The organism is Veillonella parvula (genome assembly GCF_036456085.1).
GTDB lineage: Bacteria > Bacillota > Negativicutes > Veillonellales > Veillonellaceae > Veillonella > Veillonella parvula_E.
Genome location: NZ_CP138632.1, coordinates 660525 through 685235 on the forward strand (window position 1 = coordinate 660525; position 24711 = coordinate 685235).

Here is a 24711-nt window from a genome sequence, read left to right on the forward strand (position 1 = left end):
ACTTTCTGGATAAAATCCAATATATTAATAATCTTTAAGTAATGAAATAGCAATTTCTGCATTGCGTTGGGAATCTACACGCAATGATTCAATGCGGTCATAAGATGCTTGATACTCCTCACGAGAATTCAACAATTTATGACACCATTGATATAAGGCTTCTTCACGCAAATGAGTCATTGTGCCAATAGGCTCTTGACCAATCATATGTAAAAAGCTTGTAATTTTAGGATCATAGGAAATACCAATAACTGGTTTTCCCATTAAAGAACTAAAAACTAAAGCGTGAAGACGTATACCAATCATGAGGTCCACATTTCCAGATAATGACACTTGTTGCTCTGTAGAGAACGGACCTTCTAGCACAATAGCGCCATTCGGCATATAGCTGGCAATGATCTTAGCCTCTTTTGTATCCTCAGGATGTGACATAGGAATAAAGATAATTTCCACATTATCTTGTTCTTGTAATCTGCTCAATACATTAGCTAAGGATTCTCTATACTCAGTATCCTCTTTCCAACTACGAACCGCTACACCAATTCGTTTACGTTGTTCATCTGCTTCAGATATTTTAGAAATATATCCTTTCAGAATATGAGAGCCAATTGAAAGATCTGCTGGTTGCATGGCCAATACCGCATCTGCAGTAACTTCTACATCTTCAATTCCCAAAGAAACTAGTTCATCCTTTGAAATAGAATCTCTAACTGTAATAGTATCTACAAAACGCAATACAAATCCAACGGCACGACGTGTTGATGAACGATTTAAAGGACCAATACCTTGGGAGTATAGCATTACTTTTTTCCCAAGCAACTTTGCTAACGCCATAATACTTAAGTAATAGTAAGTATTGCGAATACTAGTAGCATCTTGTAATAAACTACCACCACCACTAATAACAAGATCCGAATGAGCAATTGCTTTTAAGATACCCAATGCAGAGAATGTACCTACAGCATTAATATTATGCTTTTTACTAGTCTCTTTAGGATTACCAGAAATTACAGTAATATGTGCATCAGCCTCTTCTTTACGAATAGCATCGATAATAGCACAAAGCATGGCCTCATCACCAGCATTACCAAAGCCATAATAACCAGAGATAACAATATTACTCATGGTCAACCTCCCTAGCTTGGAACCATTGTGTTACGTACATCATAAACCGTACTGCGATGATAAGAAGCACTCCAAAAAGGGCGCCAATTAACAAACCATCATAACCACGCATGATGGACATGAACACTGGCGTTCTAAGATGACAGAAGGTTTCAACCATCGAAGCAATGCCAATAACACCAGCTAGAGTTAACAAGAAATGAATTACTGTAGGCCACTTACGCATGAACGCAAAGGTAGCTAGCATTAAAGCAGGATGACCAATAATGAACTCTTTTTCACGCGGTCTCGCATACATTGTATTTTCAAGAAAACGACGTAGCATAAGTTCAAAGCCTGGTACAGGAACACCTGCAGTGTGTCCACTACGGCCAACAAATACCCATACTGCACCACCAAGTGCTGCTATTATAAAGAATACATATAATTTAACATCCATAGTTAAGAATTCCACTACAAATGTTTTCGCTTCTTCTTTGGAATTAATCATGCGGCCGTTCCACAATGGGAATCGTTGAAGGTACGCAATAATAACTAAAATAATTGGCAGAACAAAGGTCAACTTAACACCTCTAAAGAGAGCAAACTCCATAAAGAATTTCGTATTGCCCAATAAAGATGCGATATACATTCCGCCAATAGCAGCAAATAATGCAGCAATTACAAGATATAATAAGGCAAGAATCGTAGACTTAATGGCACCTAATGGACGTGCACCATCATAACGGCGCCACTCTTCCATCAAGCGTATCATAGCACCTACAGGAGCCATAATAGCACTAGATAGAGCCCATATTTGAGTAATTAAGGTACCACTTGTAAGAATAAATACAACAATGGATGCCAAAGAAATTCCAAAAAAGGCCACAAGTTGCGTATGCTTAGACATTGGTAACATCATTTGTAGAACATATACAAAAAGTGCTATAGCCCCGATCATTGTAATAACTACTAATAATGGATTTGGTGTATAAGCAGGATAAATATCCGCTGGACCAAATTCATAACCTTTTACAGCCAATTTCTCTGTAGCTATGTTAATATAGTTGATTGTAGTCTGTAATACAGTTTCATTATTTATACCTGTTTCATACATCGGAAACAAGTTAAAACGAATATTTCGCTCTATATCACTAATGTAAAAGCGTTGTGCCGCTTCTTCAGGGGTAATTTTCTTTAACTCCTCTTTAGCGATAGTATACACACGACCTACACTATAATTATTTTTGGCCGCCATTTCCAAGAAACCTTGTTGTGGCTCATACTGCAACTGATTTACAGCTTCGATACCAACTAGTGGAATATGGTTTTTATTTAGTAATGCTAATGTTTCATCCGTTAAATTAGGTGCACCTAGAGCTTCTTTACCAGCAAAAATCATCCCTGTTACATGAGGAATGCCTTCAAGTCGTTTAAATACATATTGAATATCTTCAGATGTTACGTTTCTATAGTTTGTTGGACGAACGATAACATTGAAACCACGATCTACAACCTCTTGTGCTTGCAACTTTGAAATACCAAGATTCATCTTTGCATAGCTATCTGCTGTTGCACCATACAATTCAAGAACAGGACCAATACTTGTATTAAGCTCTTTCACCTTGTCCTTGCCAATACGGTGGTATAAATCCTCTCGAATTTCTTTATAATAACCTTCTTTACCTGAAATTAATGCCACATAAGTCGCCCCAGGTTTAATCGCAGCGCCATTAACACGAACAGAGTCCATCTCTTCAGAGCTTAATACTTTAACTTGGCCCGCATCTTTTGCTTTTTCTAACGTGCGATCATAAATAGCAAAAGCAGTCACACCAGCATTACGTAATGCATCAAAAGCTTCTTGTTGACTACGCTTTTCAAAGGCGCTGGCTCGTAAAACTGCATCATAGTCTACAATATTTTCAATATGATTTTGAGATTTCTCAATCTGATGGCGTTCAAATACTAAGTATAAGGAAGATAAAAGACCTATAATAATACAAAGTATAAGAATCCATGAGTACTTACTTTTTTGTGCGTTCCGATGATTCACGACAAATCCTTTCTAGTTGAGTACAGGTTTAACTTTAATGAGAATTTCACCATTATCAACAGTTAAACTTTCCGCTTTTACAGGAATTGGAAAATTGTTAAAGTCATAAATTTGAGTACTTTCTAACACATTAGATGTCATACCAGGAATTGTAGCACCATTTATGGTGAACTTTTTAGGTGAAAACAATAATGTATTGCCCTTTAACTCTAAATTCCCATCTAATTTAACATCCCCTTTAAACACCATGCCTACATTCATTTTACCGGTTAGGCTGATATTATCTTTACTAATGTCAACTTGTACGTCTTGAATATCACTACCTGCTTCATTACTTAAGAAAGTCCCTAAATCAGCTTTATTAATAGTCCCATCAATACTAGCATTCCCAACACTAACGATATCAATTTGTTGACTAGCTAATAAAGAAATTGGATTAACAAAAATTTGTTTAGCATCAAATCGGAAGCTAGCAAAATTCAATTTACCCAGTTTAATATTCTCCAAAGTGCCATAAACACGATCCACCTCACCATATAAAATTTTGAAAGCAGGTTGAGCCTCAACATTTACTGTTTGAGCCGTTGGTTTCAATGTTTCATTTAATTGACTTTCAATACGAGAGCCAATAAAAGATGGTAATAAAAATTGGGATGCCACTACAAGAGCAATAATTAGTACTAATAGGAATAGTAAAAACTTTTTCATAGTATCTCCTAAATTGTTAAGTTAGCCTCTTTTTTTAAGAAACCTTCGATAAATGGGTCTAAGTTGCCATCCATAACAGCTTGAACATTACCAGTTTCTACACTAGTACGATGATCCTTAACAAGATTATATGGATGGAATACATAGGAACGAATTTGACTCCCCCACTCAATTGCTTGGTAGGTACCTCCAATCTGTTCTTTAAGTTCAGCTTGCTTTTCGAGCTCTAACTCAAATAGTTTCGCCCGTAACAAACGTAAAGCTTGTTCTCTATTCTGCATTTGAGAACGTTGTGTTTGGCATTGTACTACAATACCTGTTGGCTTATGGGTCATACGAACAGCAGAATCGGTTTTATTAATATGCTGACCACCAGCGCCACTAGCACGATATGTATCAACTTGAACGTCTTTCATATCGATATTAATTTCTACAGTATCATCGATTTCAGGCATTACATCGACAGCAGCAAATGATGTATGACGTCGAGCCGCGGCATCAAATGGTGAAATACGAACGAGACGATGCACACCTTTCTCAGACTTCAAGTAACCAAAGGCATTTTCACCTTTAACAAGGAATGTAGCAGATTTTATCCCTGCTTCATCACCAGGTTGTTCATCCATTAACTCGATGGAGAAGCCAGATTTTTCAGCCCAGCGCAAGTACATGCGAATTAACATAGAACACCAATCTTGTGCCTCCGTCCCACCAGCACCAGCATGAAATGTTAAAATAGCATTATTTGCATCATATTCACCACTTAACAATAAAAGTACTTCTTGCTTTTCCAAGGTTTCTTCTATTTGCTTAACATATTCCTTGATTTCACTCTCCATGGAGAGGTCATCTTCATCTATAGCCATTTCAAGCATCATATTAGCATCTTCAATATCACTAACAAGTTGCTTATAGCTTTCTACAGCATTTTTTAGTTGTGTGGCCTCTTGAGAAATCTCACGAGCTTTATCTGGATTATCCCAAAATGTAGGATCACTCATCTGTACATCAAGTGTAAATATTCGGTCTTCCTTCTGAGCGATGTTAAAGTGAATCCCTCATCCCATAAATACGTTCTTCTAGATTAGAAATAATCGGTTTTAAATCTTCTAACAATTTATGTTCACCACCTTTAGTTAATTAGCCTATTACATCAATAAACTATTACCTTAACAAAATAGAAAAATGGCCGTTGCCCAGTGGAAATCCCTTTGAGCAACGTGCCATTCACAAATCTTAATCTATGTTTTGTGGCTCCAACACATCTTCATGATGGGATTGTGCACCTTCTAAGTGATCAACTGGTTCTTCGATTTCTTGAATCAATTGTGCACGAATTTTATATAATGCCATGATTGTCTCATCTTGAATAGCTGCAATCATGTTTTGGAACATATCGAAAGCTTCAAACTTATATTCTACCAACGGATTCTTTTGACCATATGCACGGAGGCCAATACCTTCTCGTAGCATATCCATATTATCCAAATGTTCCATCCATTTATTATCAACAACGCGCAACATAATCGCCTTTTCAAGTTGACTAAACATAGCCTCTCCAAGCATATCAACGCGATCTTGATACTCTTCATGAGCAATTTCTAATAAGCGTTCTAATAAGTCTTGACGACTATATTCTTCCATATCTTGAGAAGACATAATCTCCTCTGTTAAGAAATATTGACTTAAATGTTTATAGAGACCTTCATAATCCCATTCTTCTGGATAGAGCTTTTCATCAGCATAAGCATCTACAGATTCGGTAACAAGCTTGTCAATCATTTCATTAATTGTTTCACGCAAGGATTCGTTACGTAAAATACGACGTCGTTGTTCGTATAATACTTCACGTTGTTGATTCATAACATCATCATACTCGAGTACATATTTACGAATGTTATAGTTATGATCCTCTACTTTCTTTTGAGCACGTTCAATAGATTTAGTAATCAAAGAATGCTCGATAGGTTCATCCTCTTCCATACCAAGTTTATCCATGATACCTGTAATATTGTCAGCACCAAAGATACGCATTAAGTCATCTTCTAATGATAAGAAGAATTGAGAAGAACCAGGATCCCCTTGACGACCAGCACGGCCACGTAATTGATTATCGATACGTCGGCTTTCATGGCGTTCTGTCCCCAAAATTGCTAAACCACCTAGTTCTGGCACACCTTCTCCAAGAGTAATATCTGTACCGCGACCAGCCATATTAGTAGCGATTGTTACCATTCCCATTTGTCCAGCAGCTGCAACGATTTCTGCTTCTTGTTCATGATGTTTAGCATTCAATACTTTATGAGGTACACCTGCACGCAACAACATGTCTGAAAGTTCTTCAGACTGTGTAATAGATGTAGTACCAATCAGAATAGGTTGCCCTATTTGGTGGCGTTCTACTGCATTTCGTACTACAGCACGATATTTAGCAGCTTTAGTTTTAAAAATTTGATCAGGCAAATCCATCCGGATTAAAGGCTTATTTGGTGGAATTGGTATAACCTCTAATCCATAAATATCAATAAATTCTTTTTCCTCTGTTTTAGCAGTACCTGTCATGCCTGATAATTTATCATACATACGGAAATAGTTCTGGAATGTAACAGATGCTAAGGTTTGGCTTTCGCGTTCAACTTTCAAACCTTCTTTAGCCTCAATAGCCTGATGCAAACCATCAGAGTAACGGCGTCCAAACATCAAACGGCCCGTAAATTCATCGACGATAACAACTTCACCATCTTTAACCACATAGTCTGTATCACGATGCATCATAGCATAGGCACGCAAAGAAGCACCAAGCAAATGATTCAACTCGATATTTTCTGCATCATATAGGTTTTCAACACCAAGCATTTTTTCAACCTTTGCGATACCAGAATCTGTAGGGGCAATAGTTTTTTGTTTTTCATCGATAACATAGTCTTCATCTTTTATAAGGTGAGGAACAATTTTAGCCAATTTATAATAATTATCAGTGGAACGTTGACCAGGGCCTGAGATAATTAATGGTGTTCTTGCTTCATCAATAAGAATGGAGTCTACTTCATCCACAATGGCATAATTCAATGGTCGTTGTACCATTTGAACAACATCGGTTACCATGTTATCGCGTAAATAGTCAAAACCAAACTCATTATTTGTACCATATGTAATATCACACGCATAGGCTTCTTTACGTTGATTAAAGTCAAGATTAGCCACAATAAGACCCGTGGAAAGTCCTAAGAAATTATATAAACGTCCCATTTGCTCGCTATCACGAGTCGCCAAATAATCATTTACTGTTACAACGTGTACACCCTTACCGGTCAATGCATTCAAATATACGGGCAATGTAGCTACTAATGTTTTACCTTCACCAGTACGCATCTCCGCGATATTACCATTATGAAGGCAAATGCCCCCCATTAACTGTACATCGAAATGACGCATGCCTAAAACGCGTTTAGATGCTTCACGAACTACAGCGAATGCTTCTGGCAATAGGTCGTCTAACGTTTCCCCTTTTTGCAAACGACGTTTAAACTCATCAGTTTTTGCCACTAAGTTAGCATCACTTAATTTAATATAATTAGGTTCAATTTCATTAATATGATCTGCAATAGCACGCATTTTTTTAATTTCTTTTGCGTTATTATTGCCTAATAGCCTTTGTAAAAAGCTTAACAAACAAATCACTCCTCTACGGGACATCTTACATTATTTTATCTAACTTATTATAACGAAAAAGCCTTGAATAGTCAAAGAATTCAAGGCATTTCAAGATTATTTATAATATTATTTTGGCAAAAAAGGTGGATGACTATTTTAAGTCATCCACCTTAATATAATAATCGGCTGATTTAAAGTAGAAAGGAGTTAGGATTAAGTTCAGCCGACATTATATATTATTGAAGTTCTGGCTCGATCAAACCATAGAAACCATCATGTCTACGATATACAACGTTCATCGATTCAGTTTCAGCATTGAAGAACATAAAGAAATCATGACCAATAAGATTCATTTGTAAAATCGCTTCTTCAACATCCATAGGACGCACAACAAAATGTTTGCGTTTTACAACTTCAATAGTTTCTTCTTCCACAGGAGTTGCCAAAGCTTCAGGATGGAAAGCTTCTTGTTTTTTGAAACGTTTAGCCAAACGAGTTTTATACTTATGGATTTGGCGAACAATTTTATCCACTACTAAATCAATAGCTGCGTACATATCATCGTTGGTTTCCACACCACGAAGAACGATTTTATCAACAAAGCATGTAAGTTCAATTGTAGATTTATCTTTTACAACGGATAAAACCGCTTGTGCATTTAACTCATCATCGAAGTAACGAGTCAATTTACTCAATCTTTTTTCGATATATGCTCTTAAGGCATCTGTCACTTCAATGTTTTTTCCTCTAATTGCTACTTTCATAAGTCAACACCCTTTCTAAAAATCATCCACGAGATGCGAGTGTGTGGTATTATATAACCTTATCTCTCGTGTTATATTTAGTATTTCTACATCCAACTGTAAAACTCCTTCTTTTTTATGTAAAAATTTTATATTTTTTGTAGAATTATGTATAAAATGTATATAGAAAATCCAAAAACCCCGATAGTATATACTATCGGGGTCCAATTATATATTGTTTTATAATTTTTTTGGTATGTAGTTACGCTTTAACAACGTTAGCGGCTTGAGGTCCACGGTTTCCATCAACAATCTCAAATTCTACATTTTGACCTTCAGTCAAAGATTTGAAACCTTCGTCTTGGATTGCAGAGTAGTGTACAAATACATCGCTACCGTCTTCACGTTCAATAAAACCATAACCTTTTTCTGCGCTGAACCATTTTACTTTACCTAACATGGTAACATCCTCCTAAAAATATATATATTGTCTTGCTGTCTTGCTCTATATGTGTATCATAACACAGCATGTATAAAATATCAAACAACAATATTTACATTTTTAATGAATATACAAACACCAGAAACAAGAATATCATTTGCTGTAAATCTTAACAATCCCTATATCTATACATGTTATAAATAATTATATACGCCCTATAAATTAATTGTATATTTTTATAATCATAAAAATATGTGAATTAAAAATTATTATTTTTAAAAATGACTGTATAAATTATTGTTATATCACAAATATTTATAGCAATAATCGTGTTTTTCAGATTAATCTACCCTGTAAAGCTTTATACAAACTCTTTATAATTAATAAATTCAGTCTAAAAGTTATCAAATATATTAATAGATATTAAGCTATACATATATAATAAAAATTAATATAAATTGATAGGTTAAATTTAATGTAAAAAAACAGGAAGCAATTTCTAATTCTAGAATTTGCTTCCTATAATTGTACGCCGAATAGGCATGACTAAACCCCCAGTTAAACTGGGGGTCAGTAAAATTTCTTAGAGAAAAGGAAAGAACCTCCTAGTGCTAAAATGGAGTTGGTCTGGCAACCACAACATTTCAACATAGGAGGTTCAATGTCAATGAATGACGTAAAAAGCTTATCACATAGTAAATGGAGATGTAAATATCATATTGTTTTTGCTCCAAAGTATAGAAGGCAAATAATTTATGGTCGGATAAAAGCTGATGTAGGTAAAATTCTAAGAGATTTATGTAAGAGAAAAAATGTAGAAATTATCGAGGCAGAATGCTGTCCGGATCATATACATATGCTAGTAACAATTCCACCACATTTAAGCGTATCAAGTTTTATGGGATATTTAAAAAGCAAAAGTAGCCTCATGATATTCGATAAACACGCAAATTTAAAATATAAGTATGGAAATAGACATTTTTGGTGTAGAGGATATTATGTGGATACGGTGGGAAGATATGAAGGAGCGATAAAAGAGTATATTCGCAATCAGTTACAAGAAGATATAGCACAAGATACATTAAACTTTAAAGAATATACCGACCCGTTTACGGGTGAGCCGGTAAAATAGGCAAAATAAAAGCCCCCGAGTAGGGGGCAGCCAGTGGTAATAGAGTGGTTGTCAGATCATTCAATGCCCTCTTTAGAGGGCCACCACTAGAGAAAGACCCTTATAGGGTCAGGGCAAACCACCCGTTCTACGGGTGGTTATGATTATATTATTTAATCTAACAAAATTTTATCTAAGAATGATTTTGTTCTTTCATTGGTAGGTGCATCAAATACGCGTTCAGGTGTATTATCTTCTAAAATCAAGCCACCATCAACAAATAACACTCTATCCGCTACCTTTTTCGCAAAGCCCATTTCATGAGTAACGATGACCATCGTCATACCTTCCTCAGCTAAAGACTTCATAACATCTAGCACTTCACTAACCATTTCAGGATCAAGAGCTGAAGTAGGTTCATCAAAAAGCATTACTTTTGGTTTCATAGCTAAAGCGCGAGCAATAGCAACACGCTGCTTTTGACCGCCTGACAAAGAATCAGGGTATGCATTGGCTTTATCCGCCAAGCCTACTCGATCAAGTAAAGCTTGACCTATCTTCTTAGCCTCTTCCATAGATGTTTTACGAACCTTAGTTTGAGCTAAGGTAAGGTTTTCCATAACCGTCATATGCGGGAACAAATTAAAGTTTTGGAATACCATTCCTACTTCAGCACGAACGTCATTTAACTTTTTCTTATCAGAAAGATCCATGCCATCTACGATAACCTTACCAGATGTAGGTTCCTCTAAATAGTTCATAGTGCGCAGTACCGTACTTTTACCAGAACCAGAAGGGCCGATGATTACAACTACTTGACCTTGTTCAATATGTAAATTAATACCTTTTAGTACTTCATTTTTACCAAAAGATTTATGTACATTTTCTAATTTAATCATTTAATGCTATATTTCCTTTCAAGATATCCAACTAATTGTGAGATAGTCACTGTCATAATAAGGTAAATCACAGCAACCGTACCCCAGATTTCAAAGGATGCATAGGTTTTAGCAATGATTAATTGACCACGACGTGTCAACTCCTCGAAACCGATAACAGAAACTAAAGAGGAATCTTTCAACATGGCAATAAATTCGTTCCCTAAAGGAGGAATAATTGCTTTAAAAGCTTGAGGCATAATGATGTAACGCATGGTTTGTCCCCAAGTTAAACCAAGAGAACGACCGGCCTCCATTTGACCTTTATCAATAGATTGAATACCCGCACGAAAAATTTCAGATACATAAGCACCAGAGTTAATACTACATGCGGTAACAGCCGCAATATATGGATCAATCCGTTGACCTGTAATCATAGGCAAGGCAAAATAGATTAGGAAAATTTGCACCAGTAATGGTGTACCACGAATGATATCTACATAACATTTTGCAAGCAATCTAACTAATCTAAATTTAGATAAATTTGCTAAAGATACTAAAAGACCGATAAAAAAGCCACAACCTACAGACATGGCTGTAATTTCTACAGTCACTAAAGCACCTTGTAACAAGAGCGGTAAATTATCCGCAATTAACCCCCAATTAAAACTCATAATCTCTCCTATTATTTAAATTCTAAAACTACTGGCATATCAGCAGGTGCATCTACATTAAACCATTTTTTATATAATGTATTAAATTCACCATCAGCCTTCATATCAGCAATTGCTTTATTGATTTCTTCTTGCAATGCTTTGTTATCTTTATTAATTGCTAAGCCCAAATATTCTTTAGTATTTGGATATGCCATAAATTTAATATGTTGGTCAGGATGCTTAGTACTGTAATATTGAGCTACAGGTAAATCGATTACAGTTGCATCTACTCCACCATTCTGTAATTCTAACAAAGCTTCATTACTATGGTCAAATTCTTTTACAGTAGTACCTTCAATTTTATGAGCTAAATCTGCACCAGTAGTACCTAATTGGGCTGCAATTTTTTTACCCTTTAAGTCATCAAGAGAATTCATAGCCGTTCCATCTTTATATACTACTGCTAAGGCATTTTCATAATAAGGAGAAGAAAATAATACTTTTTCACTTCTTGCTTTTGTAATAGTCATACCAGATGCAGCAACATCAATATCATGTGTGTTCAAAGCTGGAATCAAAGCATCAAAAGCTACATTTTTTAGCTCCACATCTTTATTAATACGTTTACCGATCGCACGAATCAATTCAATATCAAAACCTGTATAATCTTGAGTTTTTTCATCTTTAAACTCAAATGGAACAAATGTAGCATTAGTGCCAACGACAAGTTTATTAGATGTAAGTTGATTAGAGGAACCACATCCACCAACTAAAGAAGCCGCCATCACTAACATACAACCGCCAAGAATTATTTTTTTTACTTTGCTATTTAACATATTATCAACCTCATTATTTTAACTTACTACTACTTTATAATAGTATATAGATTCAGTATAATTATGTCAATAATTTTGTATATAATTTTAGATACAATCGCAAAATCGCTATATTTATATTTTAATTTTATACATTGTTTGTATAAATATTACGGTTATGTATAAAAACTTTCCCATAGTTAGTGGTTTTCTATAGATTTTATAATATACAACTGTATAAAAAAAGCACATGAGAAAAGCCTCATGTGCCCCTATACGGCTGACCTGGTCTTTGCCCCCACACTCGCCTGCTGGAAGGTTCGCTCATAAGTCCAAGACTCCCCACTACTACCTCTCTCGATTTTATCGGCAGGACTTACACCTAAGCCGCACCATGCTCACAACCCTTTGGGCTGCTTATGTGGATCGTTTTGCCTGCGACTAGCCTCGACTTTCAACCACAGACCCGTATAGACGTATTATAAAGAATAACAGTATTCATGTCTAGTTTTACTATTATTTTAAAAAATTTTTGATTATATAGTTAAGTAGCCAAACATAATTTTTACCAAACATATTATCGCATAATTCTTAGAACAATGAGAATAAATTTTGCAACCCCTATTTGTTGATGTATAGAAAATTGGAATAGAAAACCTAAAATATTCTTCATAATATTTTAATATTTCTAAAATCACATTTTTTAAGTACCATATCTAGTGGATTCTTAAATTGTCAATTAGTTTTTGTATGCCAAATATGAATACAACATATTTGTAAGAACATACGTATCATACACAAAAAATTATTTATGGTGTATAATTTGTATACTGTTAAATTAGAACGGCCTAAAGTTGTACGATATGAACATAAGTACGAGGGGTTGTACCATATGTTCAGTTTGTTAGTTAGAGGGGTTTATTATGTTTATGTTATCATTGATGCAACCATCAGGTTTGTATGAACTGGAGAAAGACAGTTTAGAAGCCATAAGCGCACAACTTTTACAGATGATACAAATGAAAAGCTATCATCTCTATACACATTCTATTCAGGTTTCAAACTATGCTGTTAGCATCGCAGCTAAAATGGGTTTACCATTAAATGAAATTGAACAGATTCGTCACGCAGCTTTACTTCATGACGTGGGTCTATTAATGGTTCCTAATGCATTAATCCAAAAATCTCCATATCTTAATAAGCAAGAAATGTCTAAGTATAAACAACATGCTGCAAGTGGTGCCAATATGATTGAAAACTATCCTTGCTGCCAACAAATTTTGCCTTATATTCGTTACCATCATGAAAAATGGGATGGCTCTGGTTATCCTAAACATTTACGTGGTGCGAATATTCCATTGGGAGCTCGAATTATTGCTGTAGCAGATTACTATGATACAACAGTTAATCCTTCTACTGAATTTTGGGCGAAAACAAAAGCTAAAGCAAAAGAAGAACTCTTTAGTGCGTCTGGTTCCCTTTTTGATCCAGATGTTGTCAAAGCATTTATTGATGTACTTGGCTAATATGAAATCAAATATTATATTCCTACATTTAGTAATAAAGATTAGAAACTACCACTAGCCAGCGTAAGGGCATCAACGCGTAGCGCTTTATGCTTTTGTAAGACTTTTGCTACAGCTTCAATTGTGGCACCTGTAGTATATATATCATCAACAATTAATATATTCTTATTGGTAAAATCAATATCCTTATAATCAGCACATATAACAAAGGCATCATCAATATTTTGATGTCTTTCTTTATTTGTTAATCCCCACATATCTCGAGAAGTATCAAACTTGTATATACAATCTAACCATTTAAAGTTTTTTCTATCTATTTCCCATAAAGAATGAGCCCATTCAAAAAAGAATAAATCTACTTGATTATATCCTCTCTTAGCTTTTTTCTTTTCGCTAGACGGTACAGGAACAATATAATCATACATAATTTTACAATTACTATTCACAATATTAGACTCATTATATTTCATGTAAAAGTTGTACGATACTAAAAAAGGAGCGGCCCCTTTGGACTGCTCCTTTTTTTCATTAAATTTTACATCGTAAATCATAGACTTTAGACCACCACGATATTCGGCCAACACACATACATCATCTACATAGTGTAAAAATTTATGTGGTACATGACGAATATGTAATAGATCTGTAAAACAAGCTTTACACCAATCCCCTTGTGTTGCCACAGGAGCACCACAGTGAGGGCATACAGGTGGAAATAGGAAATCCCAAAGACTCATTACGAATCACATCTCCCTTGTAGTCGTTCTTTAAACAATGTGTAACGTTCATCGGCATTAACAGTACGCACAGCACGTTCAACTGCGCTCGTAGTACCAACGATGATTACTTTACGCTTTGCCCGTGTAACAGCAGTATACAACAAATTACGTTGTAACATACCACCATAACGTGGAACAAATGGAATAATAACTACACCATACTCACTACCTTGACTCTTATGAACTGTAATAGCATAAGCAGGCATAATCATATGTGCTTCATCGATAGGTAGACGGACCTCTTTATGGATAAATCGGATACAAATATCGGTCCGCGTAATAGCATAGATAACGCCAATTTCGCCATTAAACACTTCTAACTCATAATCATTGAGAATTTGAATAACCTTATCCCCAACGCGATACGTAATACCATTGACACGAACTTCTCCCTTATAGCTGTCTGGAGGGTTTACGGCTTGTTGTACATATTGTGAAATCAATGTACTACCTGCTTCACCACGGCGCATAGGAGAAATAATTTGAATATCTAATTCATCCTCTATCGTCTCTTGTTCACGTTTATATACATCAATGATGGCTTTCATCATCATATCATAAGATTTAACAGGAATAAAAGAAAACTCTTCGCTCACACCTTCCAGGTTAGGCATTTCACCACGGTTAATTGCGTAAGCACTTTCAACGATAGTATTACCAGAGCTTTGACGATAAATCTGATTAAGTCGTGTATAGGGCACACAATCACTATCTAATAAATCTTTTAATACGAACCCAGCACCTATAGGTGGTAATTGATCTACGTCACCCACAATAATGACATGGGCTTCCTTTGGAATAGCAGCCATCAAAGAATAGAATAAACGCACATTAAGCATAGATGCTTCATCGATGATAATAACATCTATATCTAGAGGATCATCTTCATTCTTTGTAAAGTCATAGGAGTCACTACCTTGAACAGGTACCAATAGACGATGAATTGTAGTAGCTTCAAACTCAGTGGCCTCGGTCAGACGCTTTGCAGCACGTCCCGTAGGAGCACAAAGTATAATGCGCCCCAATCCACCGAGTTGGAAACCTTTTACTAGTGCCTTGATGATAGTTGTTTTACCTGTACCAGGACCACCAGTTATAAGAGAAAACTTTTCAAAAAATGAGAGCTGTATAGCTTCTTTTTGAGCATCACCAAAGATAATGTAGTTGTCTCGTTCAAACTTTTCAATAAAACTAGAAATATCTAATGCTATTGGATCAGCTTCTAATAGAAACTCACGAGTATAGTGGACACCTTCCACTTCAGAAACATACATCTCTGGCGGATAGATATATAAGATATCTTCATAATACGTACTATACAGTGCACCTTGTTCCAGCAGGCTTTCAATAAAGTTCGCAATATCATCTACATCAGTTTGTAATAAATCGTCAAGTCGACCGATAAGTTGGTCTACTGGTAAACATGTATGACCTTGATTATCTAGACTACGTAGAATCCATTCTAAACCAGCCTCTAAACGGCGTGTATCACTACCATTAATACCAAGATGCTCTGCTAGTGTATCGGCCGTACCAAAAAGCATATCCGGTGCTACACGTAATAATGTATAAGGATTATCCTCTATAACTGCGACAGACTGCACACCATAATAGGTATATACAATACGACTCCATTTCGATGAAATGTGATGACTTTCAAAAAAATGATTTAAATCAGATAAAATACCTTCGCCAAGTAAGGTATTGAATAGCTCATCCTTAACACTCTTTCGGAGACCTGGAACATCTTTAATCTCTTCTGGACGTTCTTCCCGTAAAATTTCTAAAATACGAATACCGAAATATTCTAGTACCTTCTCTACGGATTTTTCACCAAAACCTTTTATTCCTAGATTCAACAAATAAGTCTTGGCAGCACCCATATTATCAGGTTTTAACTTTTCAACACTGCTCGCATCAAATTGGCGGCCGTACTTTTCATGTTCTACATAGCGGCCCCGTACTTCGATGTCTTCCCCTTCTTTAGGAGACTCAAATTTGCCAGTACAAGTAATGTATTCCTCATTATAATCTTTTAGGATAAACACGCAATATGTACGTTGTGTATTCTCATATATAGTTCGGTATACAAATCCTCGTATGGCGTCCATTATTTCTCCGTATTCGGCAAAGCTTCAATAATTTCTTGCACTGCATCGGTAATACTGCCTTCGTTACCAATTTTAATATGTGCTACTTCTTCATATAAAGGATAACGTTCTTCATATACATTAAAAATATATTCGATACTTTCTTTTACAAGCGGACGAATCTCTAGATCCAAATCATCTAAAATATGATTTACATCGCGGTTAACAAATACAACAAGACCATTATTGCGCATCAATTTAACAGTTTTATCATAGGTAACAGTGCCGCCACCTGTAGCAATGACAGATGGTTTATTGTGAATTAATTCTTTGATTGTACTATATTCATATTCACTGAAAGCATCTTTACCATCGTAAATATAAATATTTTGAACGGATTTACCTACCTTGTCTTGAATCGTTTGGTCTAGATCGAAAAAGTCGCGGCCTAACTCTTTTGCTAGAACCTTACCAACAGTAGTTTTACCTGCGCCAGGCATACCAATGAGAAAAATATGCTTATGCATATGCTCCTTTAAGAACTCATTACTCATAGAAACGACGGTTTTTATATAATTTTCAACATAAGGTGCTAAAACTTTATCTTTACAATTTTGAGTATGTAAAGCAATGATACTTTCATCCCGTTCTTCATCAATAAGTGGTAAGTGATGTTCATCCTTATATTTACCAATTTCTTTAATCAGTGTGAGTCGCTTCTCAAACTCCGTAACTAATACAGAATCAATACTATCTATCTGTTTTCGAGCTTCTTTAATATCCATGAGAACCCCCTTTTATGCATTAGCCAAAATAGCTAGAGCCTGTTCTTCATCTACCTTCATTTGATCGATAAGATCTTGTAAATTATTAAATTTAACTTCCCCTCTAATATAAGAAATGAACTGTACAATTACTTCTTTTCCATATATATCTTGGTCAAAGTTAAAAACGTGTACTTCACATCTATGGTACTGATTTCTAAAGGTTGGATTATCTCCAATATTGCCTACCCCATCATACCAAATACCATCAATACATACACGATTAGCATAGACTCCGTCTGGAGGTGTAGCCATTTCATTAGGAAGTAATAGATTTAATGTAGGAAATCCTAATGTGCGTCCCCGTTGATCACCTTTAATCACAGTTCCTTTAAACTGGAATGGCCTACCTAGCCAATGATTTGCATCCTCCAAATGCCCTTCATGAATAGCTTTTCTAATTTCTGTACTAGAAATAGGTGTACTACTACCATCACAAGGTAATAAAGGCTGTACAAGAACTCGTATATTCTTATCCGCTACCACTTGTTTCATATATTCTGGATTACCAAGCCCCTTTGCACCAAATGTAAAGTTCTCACCGATTACAATAGCTTCCACATTCATATCATTGCAGAGTTCATGTAAGAATTCATCTGCAGTCATTTTTAATAATGCTTCAGTCATAGGTAACCGCAAAATATAGTCAACTTTGAGTTCTTCTAGCACAGTATCCATAATCTCTTCTTGAATCACTCGTTTAGGTACTCGTTCTGGATGTAATATAGTCAATGGATGATGCTCGAAGGTAATGATGATACTAACCCCATCGACTGATATAGCCTCTTCAACAGCCTTATGTATAACTCGTTGATGACCTCGATGAATGCCATCAAAGGTACCAAGGGCATATACTTTTGTATCTTTGATTTGACGTAGTTCATCAAACGAATGTAGTTGCTTCATACTTATCCTTCAATAAAAATATTTTTTTCCACTTTTAATGTGTGGTTGTTTCGTTTCATAATACCAATAAAACCATTCGGTCCATAAGCTCTATAGAGCTGACCTATTTCTGTGAAAGCAAATTCTTTACCAATCGGTAACTGCTTGCCTTCTATCATCATTCTTAATTGTACACTATTTACAGTTACTTTTGAAAGATGAGAAACAGCCGTATCTGTTGGCAACAACAGACTTTCACCATGTAGCATCAATTCTTCGGCCATCTTAGCAGAGCCGATATCAAAAGGGCCTACTTGAGTACGTGCCAAAGAAGTCATAGCGCCAGGAATACCTAAAGCAATACAAATATCGCGTAATAACGAGCGAATATAAGTCCCCCCTGAGCATGTCACACGAACCGTGAAAAAAGGGAATCCATAAGCAATGAGCTCAATATTTTTAATATGAATTTGACGTAATGGTAGCTCTACAGGAATACCTTTACGAGCATATTCATAAGCTCGAATACCATTTACTTTAATGGCAGAATACTTAGACGGCCTTTGGTCCTGAACGCCAGCAAATTTTCTCAAAATACTAACCAATTCTTCAAAGCCTGGTTTAACCATCGTTGTCGAGATTTCTGTAGATTGAATAGCTCGATTCAATACAATACCATCTCGCAATAGCATATCATTATCTGGCAATACAGGTTGTCCTGAGCTATCTTCAGTATCTGTAAAAGTACCCAATTTACATTCTGCTACATAGGTTTTATCAAATTCATCCGTGTATTCTATAAGGCGCGTAGCCTTACCAAGAAACACAGGCAATACACCATAAGCCATAGGATCCAATGTACCGCTATGACCAATGCGCTTTTCCTTTAGAATACGACGACAAATAGCAACGGCATCATGGCTTGTAATGCCAGGTGGTTTTAAAAATGGTAATATCCCATCCATTATTAAATTACCTCAATGAGAGCTTGTTTTGCCTCTTCTAATGGTAGATTAATAGTGCAACCTGCAGCACGAATATGACCACCACCACCAAAATGGCTTGCTACAACGTTCACATCAATACCTTTGGAACGTAAACTTACACGTGTTATATCATCAGCTTCTGCTTTTAATAAAATTGCCACGTCTACAGTATCAACATTTCTAATAATATCTACAAAACCATCTGTATCATCGCCAAGAATAGTCATAGCCTCACGATTCAACTCGATGGTAGCAATCGTATCATTCTTGTAAAACTCGATAGTTTGCATAACTTGTTTTGTTAATTCTAAACGACTGGCAGATACGACTTCTATGGTTTCAGAAATAACATTTGGTCTAGCCCCTGCAGCTACACATTTGGCAGCCATCTCAAGAGTATTTGCTGTAGTATTGCTAAATTTAAAGAAACCACAATCTGTAGCAATCGCCATATATAATGCAGTACCCATAGATTCAGTGATAGGCCAATTCCATTTTGTACATAAGTCGGTAACAATTTCACCAGTAGCAGCAAAGTCAGGCTTTAAATATAGATGGTCCGCGAATTCTGTATTAGAAATATGGTGATCTATATTAAAAATAGGTGCACTCCAAAGTGCACCTACTTTGCCAATTCGCTCATACGTGCTAGCATCCAAAACCATAAGCATATCAATATCAACTGGATTAGTTTCAAAATACGCTACATCATGAATGTGGTCCGTATATCGTAAGAATGTGTACTTCTCAGGAACTACATCATCCACTACCATATATACAGTTTTACCTTGTCCTACAAGGGCTTCGTAAAAGGCTACCATGGACCCAATAGCATCACCATCAGGTCTAATATGGACGGTTAGCATAATAGAATTAGCTTCACACAGAGCCATATGTAATTGATTAATAGTAATCTTACTCATGTTCTGTATCCTTTTTGTTAATTTATTTCTTCATCCTTTTTGATTTCATTCAAAAGGGATTCAATATGCATGCTATAGTCTAAAGACGTATCCTTATCAAAGGTGATGGAAGGAATATGGCGTAATTTAAGTACTTTACCAAGCTCTGTACGAATATGACCTGCTGCATGCTTTAATGCGATAAGGGTATCTTCTTTTTCCTTATCGGAACCAAACAAGGAGACATAAATCGTAGCTTCACGTAAATCACCTGTTACATGAACATCGGTAATAGTAGTGAAGCCGATACGCGGATCTTTCAATCCGCGCATCAACATTTGACTTACCTCTTGTTTGATAAATTCTTGTAATTTTCTGACACGAACATCACTCATATAAACCTCCTATAATTGAGGTGCAATTTCTTCCATCAAGTAAGCTTCAATAACGTCGCCTTCCTTGATGTCGCGGTATCCTTCTAAGGAGATACCACATTCAAAGGATGTTTTAACTTCCTTAACTTCATCTTTAAATCGACGTAAAGAATCAACCTTACCTTCAAATACAACGATGCCGTCACGAATTAAACGAACTTCAGAGTCGTTAGTAATACGACCTTCTGTTACATAAGAGCCAGCTACAATAGCCTTTGGTGTGGAAATAACCTGACGCACTTCTGCACGACCTACGACAACCTCTTTAAATTGAGGCGCCAACATACCGCGCATAGCAGATTCAACGTCATTGATAGCATCATAAATTACACGATATGTACGCAAGTCAACCTTTTCTTGTTCCGCTGCACGTCGAACATTAGCATCAGGGCGTACATTAAAGCCCATTACAATCGCATTAGATGCAGATGCCAACATGATATCCGATTCATTAATGGCACCTACTGCAGCATGAACAATAACAATACGAACCTCAGGGTTTTTGATGCCTTCTAAAGATTGACGCAATGCTTCTACAGAACCTTGAACATCGGCTTTGATGATAATATTAAGATCCTTCAACTCGCCTTGTTGAATTTGGTTGAAAATATCATCTAATGTAACTTTATGTGTAGCTTGCAATTCTTGAACCCGTTGCTTAGCAATACGTTTTTCAGCAATTGCACGTGCTTCGTTGTCATCCATACCATTTATAATTTCACCGGCTTGTGGAACTTCGGAGAAGCCCAAAATTTCTACCGGCATAGACGGACGAGCAACTTTTACTTTTTCACCGCGCTCATTTGTCATGGCACGTACTTTACCGTATGCAGTACCAGCAAGTACTGTATCACCTACACGAAGAGAACCTTTTTGTACCAAGACAGTACATACAGCACCACGACCTTTATCAAGTTGAGCCTCGATAACTACGCCATATGCCTTACGGTTAGGGTTCGCTTTCAATTCCATAACCTCTGCTACAAGCAAAATATTTTCAAGTAAGTCATCAATACCTTGTTTTTGTTTAGCAGATACAGGAACCATGATGACATCGCCGCCCCATTCTTCTGGTAAAAGACCATGTTCAGACAATTGTTGTTTAACATGGTCTGGGTTAGCACCTGGTTTATCCATTTTGTTGATGGCTACAATAATAGGTACATCTGCAGACTTCGCATGATTAATGGCCTCGATAGTTTGTGGCATTACTCCATCGTCAGCAGCTACTACGAGAACTGCGATATCTGTAGATTTTGCACCACGTAAACGCATAGCAGTAAACGCTTCATGACCAGGTGTGTCAAGGAATGTGATTTTATTATCCTTGTAGCGAACTTGGTACGCACCGATATGTTGAGTGATACCACCAGCTTCGCCAGCTGTTACATTAGTTTGACGAATTACGTCCAACAAAGATGTTTTACCATGGTCAACGTGACCCATAATAGTTACTACAGGAGGACGTGGTTTTAACGTTTCTGGTGCATCTTCAATTTCGATAACATCTGTAGGATCTTCTTCTGGTTCTACTTCAGTTACAGTTACACCGAACTCTTCAGCTACAATAGTAGCTGTATCTACATCAACCTCTTGGTTAATGCTGGCCATAACACCTAAAAGCATCAATTTCTTGATGATTTCAGATACTTCACGACCCATTTTTTCAGCTAATTCTTTAACAGTTAAAGGACCGCTCAATTCAATTTCTGTAGCAATTGCTGCTTCAGCTTTACGTTCAGCTTCTGCTTTTTGCTGTAAGTACTGCTCGTTACGATGTTTTACGCGATTCTTCTTTTTTTGCATAGATGTAGATAACAAGGATTGAGGGCGGTTATTGCCACCTTTTTTATTTTTCTTGTTACGGCGATCATTATTAGAATTGCGGTTATCGTTATTGCGGTTGTCGTTATTACGATTATCGTTGTTGCGATTATCATTATTACGCGCATCATTAGAACGAACGTTATTACGGTTATCATTATTGCGGGTATTATTAGGGCGATTGTTAGCGCGGTCTCCACCATGTTGGTTACCATCGGATTTGCGTGTAGGCTCAGAGATTTGTACATGACGTACATTGCCTTTTTTATGGTCCTTTTGTTTAGATTGATCGTCTTGTTTTTGACCAGATTGTTTATGTTTATCTTTTTTCTGTTCGTTAGAACGATTTGGATGTTGTTTATGTGACGCAACTTCTTGTTTATGAGCTGCAGGAGCAGACTTTTGTTCTACCTTTTTTTCTATTTTTTGTGCTACTTTAGGAGCTTCAGATTTTTTACCTAATTGTTTTTTTACAATTTCATAACCTGAATCATCTACAGAATTAACTGCTTTCGTAACATTGATATTATTTTGTTGCAAGATAGAAATGACCTGCTTACTTTCTACGCCGAACTCTTTGGCGATTTCATGAACGCGCTTTTTGGACATCTACATACCCCCTTATTATCGATCAATCTCTTTAAGTAATGCCTTTGCAAATCCATCATCTAGTACGGCAACTACTACCCTAACTTCCTTACCAATGGCCGTTCCTAAAGCCTCTTTATTGGCAATACTGTGAAGTGGAATGTGATGGGTTTCTGCTAATTGAGTATATTTCTTTTCATTATTGGCTGCACAGTCACCAGCGAGAAGTACCAATTTCGGTTCCTTTCTCTTTATAGCTTTTTCTACGATAAAATCACCAGAAATAACTTTTCCTGCTCGTTGTGCTAAGCCTAAGAGATTCAAAATTTTATCTTCATTCATGTATATCAGTGATTACTCATTCTCTTGTAAATCACGTTGTAATGCTTCGTATATCTCTTTAGATACACTATGTTTTAATGATCGTTCTAATCGTTTTGCCTTATAAGCCTGCTCAAAACACGACATAGACTCACATAAATAAGCTCCACGTCCTGGTGCTTTACCGCTGCGATCAATAGTGATATTGCCGTCTGGACTCAAGGCTACGCGAATCAACTCTCGTTTTGCCTTAGGTTCACCACATCCTACGCAAGTACGCATAGGTTGGGATTTTGGTTTCATGACTATTCACCATCCTCAGCATTGCCAAAACCTGTGAAAGGTTCTTCAGCAGCTTGAGTTTCGCTTTTAATATCAATTTTCCAGTTAGTCAACTTAGCAGCTAAACGAGCATTTTGACCAGCCTTACCAATAGCTAAAGATAATTGATAATCAGGTACGACTACATAAGAAGCTTTTTCTTCTTCGCTTACATCTACCGATACAACCTTCGCAGGGCTTAAGGAGTTAGCAATATAAATTGCTGGATCTTCATCCCATTTAACAATGTCTATTTTTTCATCGTGTAATTCATCAACAATATGTTGTACACGTTGCCCTTTAGGACCTACGCAAGCACCTACAGGATCAATATTTTCATCACGACTATATACGGCGATTTTAGAACGCATCCCCGGTTCACGAGCTACAGACTTAAGCTCTACTACGCCTTCAAAGATTTCTGGAACCTCTAATTCAAATAGACGTTTTAATAGACCTGGATGTGTACGAGAAATCATAATTTGAGGGCCTTTCGTAGTTTTCTTAACCTCTACGATATAGCATTTAATACGATCCCCTTCACGGTATGTTTCAGTAGCAATTTGCTCTGTTGGAGGTAAAATTGCTTCTGTTTTACCAAGGTCGATAAACACATTTTTACCTTCGACACGTGTAATAACACCAGTGATGATATCACCTTCACGACTGTAGTATTCCTCATATACTACACTGCGCTCAGCCTCTTTCAAACGTTGAATAAGCATTTGTTTTGCAGTATGGGCAGCACTACGACCAAAGTTAGCAGGAGTTACATCAACTTCTACTACATCACCAATCTCAAAACGCTTATCTTTTTTGCGAGCATCCAACAAGCTAATTTCTGTTTCAGGCAATTCAACAGTTTCCACAACTTGTTTTTTGGCCATTACTTTATAAACACCTGTTTCGCGGTCAATCACAACGTACGCATCTGGATTAGATGTTGGTTCTTTGCGATATGCTTGCAGTAATGCAGCCTCTAAGGATTCAAAAATAACCTCAGGAGCAAAACCTTTTTGTTTTGTAAGCACCATTACCGCTTGAATTAATTCTTGACTCACTCG

23 protein-coding genes are annotated in these 24711 nt (G+C 36.4%); 2 read left to right on the forward strand and 21 right to left on the reverse strand.

The window, feature by feature from the left end; all coding sequences use genetic code 11:
• Positions 1–24: 24 nt before the first annotated feature.
• The 7 genes from csaB to PK1910_RS03260 all read right to left on the reverse strand — a co-directional run bounded on the left by csaB (position 25) and on the right by PK1910_RS03260 (position 8725).
• Positions 25–1125: a polysaccharide pyruvyl transferase CsaB gene (csaB, locus tag PK1910_RS03230; RefSeq protein ID WP_004693157.1), complete on the reverse strand. Its 1101-nt coding sequence runs from the start codon at positions 1123–1125 to the stop codon at positions 25–27.
• Positions 1118–3160: a DUF5693 family protein gene (locus PK1910_RS03235; protein WP_120054738.1), complete on the reverse strand. Its 2043-nt coding sequence runs from the start codon at positions 3158–3160 to the stop codon at positions 1118–1120. Before PK1910_RS03235 ends, csaB begins: the two co-directional genes overlap by 8 nt.
• A gap of 12 nt (positions 3161–3172) precedes the next feature.
• Complete coding sequence (locus PK1910_RS03240) at positions 3173–3868, reverse strand: LmeA family phospholipid-binding protein (protein WP_004697145.1); 696 nt, start codon at positions 3866–3868, stop codon at positions 3173–3175.
• Positions 3869–3876: 8 nt separating this feature from the next.
• Positions 3877–4984, reverse strand: a protein-coding gene (prfB, locus tag PK1910_RS03245; RefSeq protein ID WP_206669385.1) for a peptide chain release factor 2 whose coding sequence is annotated in 2 segments (ribosomal slippage) — positions 3877–4926 and positions 4928–4984 — 1107 coding nt in all. Because the reading frame shifts where the segments join, the coding sequence is not laid out codon by codon here.
• Between the two features lie 120 nt (positions 4985–5104).
• Positions 5105–7540, reverse strand: coding sequence for a preprotein translocase subunit SecA (gene secA / locus PK1910_RS03250; protein ID WP_004693148.1), 2436 nt, complete (start codon positions 7538–7540; stop codon positions 5105–5107).
• 218 nt (positions 7541–7758) lie between these two features.
• On the reverse strand, positions 7759–8286 hold the full coding sequence (hpf, locus tag PK1910_RS03255; protein ID WP_008600782.1) for a ribosome hibernation-promoting factor, HPF/YfiA family: 528 nt from the start codon (positions 8284–8286) through the stop codon (positions 7759–7761).
• 241 nt (positions 8287–8527) lie between these two features.
• Positions 8528–8725 carry a cold shock domain-containing protein gene (locus PK1910_RS03260; RefSeq protein ID WP_004693056.1) on the reverse strand — a complete coding sequence of 66 codons (198 nt, stop codon included), beginning with the start codon at positions 8723–8725 and terminating at the stop codon, positions 8528–8530.
• Between the two features lie 649 nt (positions 8726–9374).
• On the opposite strand from PK1910_RS03260, the gene tnpA reads away from it, so the two are divergent.
• On the forward strand, positions 9375–9839 hold the full coding sequence (gene tnpA, locus PK1910_RS03265; protein ID WP_038125930.1) for an IS200/IS605 family transposase: 465 nt from the start codon (positions 9375–9377) through the stop codon (positions 9837–9839).
• 152 nt (positions 9840–9991) lie between these two features.
• Here tnpA and PK1910_RS03270 read toward each other — a convergent pair whose 3' ends face one another.
• Genes PK1910_RS03270 through PK1910_RS03280 form a run of 3 tightly spaced genes read right to left on the reverse strand, consistent with a single transcriptional unit; the run spans position 9992 to position 12188 of the window.
• Complete coding sequence (locus PK1910_RS03270; RefSeq protein ID WP_012864269.1) at positions 9992–10717, reverse strand: amino acid ABC transporter ATP-binding protein; 726 nt, start codon at positions 10715–10717, stop codon at positions 9992–9994.
• The gene (locus tag PK1910_RS03275; RefSeq protein ID WP_004693053.1) at positions 10714–11370 is read right to left on the reverse strand and encodes an amino acid ABC transporter permease; all 657 of its coding nucleotides are present in this window, start codon (positions 11368–11370) and stop codon (positions 10714–10716) included. Before PK1910_RS03275 ends, PK1910_RS03270 begins: the two co-directional genes overlap by 4 nt.
• Positions 11371–11381: 11 nt before the next feature.
• Positions 11382–12188 carry a basic amino acid ABC transporter substrate-binding protein gene (locus tag PK1910_RS03280; RefSeq protein ID WP_058948486.1) on the reverse strand — a complete coding sequence of 269 codons (807 nt, stop codon included), beginning with the start codon at positions 12186–12188 and terminating at the stop codon, positions 11382–11384.
• A gap of 902 nt (positions 12189–13090) precedes the next feature.
• On the opposite strand from PK1910_RS03280, the gene PK1910_RS03285 reads away from it, so the two are divergent.
• Positions 13091–13693: an HD-GYP domain-containing protein gene (locus PK1910_RS03285; RefSeq protein ID WP_004693025.1), complete on the forward strand. Its 603-nt coding sequence runs from the start codon at positions 13091–13093 to the stop codon at positions 13691–13693.
• Positions 13694–13734: 41 nt separating this feature from the next.
• On the opposite strand, the gene PK1910_RS03290 is transcribed toward PK1910_RS03285, so the two are convergent.
• Genes PK1910_RS03290 through nusA form a run of 11 tightly spaced genes read right to left on the reverse strand, consistent with a single transcriptional unit; the run spans position 13735 to position 24708 of the window.
• Positions 13735–14430, reverse strand: coding sequence for a ComF family protein (locus PK1910_RS03290; protein ID WP_058948485.1), 696 nt, complete (start codon positions 14428–14430; stop codon positions 13735–13737).
• Complete coding sequence (recD2, locus tag PK1910_RS03295; RefSeq protein WP_004693020.1) at positions 14430–16583, reverse strand: SF1B family DNA helicase RecD2; 2154 nt, start codon at positions 16581–16583, stop codon at positions 14430–14432. The genes PK1910_RS03290 and recD2 overlap by 1 nt, the downstream gene beginning before the upstream one ends.
• Positions 16583–17347 (reverse strand): shikimate kinase, encoded by a 765-nt coding sequence (locus PK1910_RS03300; RefSeq protein WP_004693019.1) that lies wholly within the window; start codon positions 17345–17347, stop codon positions 16583–16585. Before PK1910_RS03300 ends, recD2 begins: the two co-directional genes overlap by 1 nt.
• Positions 17348–17359: 12 nt before the next feature.
• Positions 17360–18292, reverse strand: a complete 933-nt coding sequence (locus PK1910_RS03305) for a bifunctional riboflavin kinase/FAD synthetase (protein ID WP_004693017.1) — start codon at positions 18290–18292, stop codon at positions 17360–17362.
• A 2-nt stretch (positions 18293–18294) separates the two neighbouring features.
• On the reverse strand, positions 18295–19236 hold the full coding sequence (locus PK1910_RS03310) for a tRNA pseudouridine synthase B (RefSeq protein WP_004693015.1): 942 nt from the start codon (positions 19234–19236) through the stop codon (positions 18295–18297).
• 2 nt (positions 19237–19238) lie between these two features.
• Complete coding sequence (locus PK1910_RS03315; protein ID WP_058948484.1) at positions 19239–20180, reverse strand: DHH family phosphoesterase; 942 nt, start codon at positions 20178–20180, stop codon at positions 19239–19241.
• A 17-nt stretch (positions 20181–20197) separates the two neighbouring features.
• Positions 20198–20554, reverse strand: a complete 357-nt coding sequence (gene rbfA / locus PK1910_RS03320) for a 30S ribosome-binding factor RbfA (RefSeq protein WP_004693011.1) — start codon at positions 20552–20554, stop codon at positions 20198–20200.
• A 9-nt stretch (positions 20555–20563) separates the two neighbouring features.
• Complete coding sequence (infB, locus tag PK1910_RS03325) at positions 20564–23026, reverse strand: translation initiation factor IF-2 (protein WP_004693008.1); 2463 nt, start codon at positions 23024–23026, stop codon at positions 20564–20566.
• A gap of 15 nt (positions 23027–23041) precedes the next feature.
• Positions 23042–23347 (reverse strand): L7Ae/L30e/S12e/Gadd45 family ribosomal protein, encoded by a 306-nt coding sequence (locus PK1910_RS03330; RefSeq protein ID WP_004693007.1) that lies wholly within the window; start codon positions 23345–23347, stop codon positions 23042–23044.
• A gap of 12 nt (positions 23348–23359) precedes the next feature.
• Positions 23360–23629 carry an RNase P modulator RnpM gene (gene rnpM / locus PK1910_RS03335; protein ID WP_004693005.1) on the reverse strand — a complete coding sequence of 90 codons (270 nt, stop codon included), beginning with the start codon at positions 23627–23629 and terminating at the stop codon, positions 23360–23362.
• Positions 23630–23631: 2 nt separating this feature from the next.
• Positions 23632–24708, reverse strand: coding sequence for a transcription termination factor NusA (nusA, locus tag PK1910_RS03340; protein ID WP_004693004.1), 1077 nt, complete (start codon positions 24706–24708; stop codon positions 23632–23634).
• Between the last annotated feature and the right edge of the window lie 3 nt (positions 24709–24711).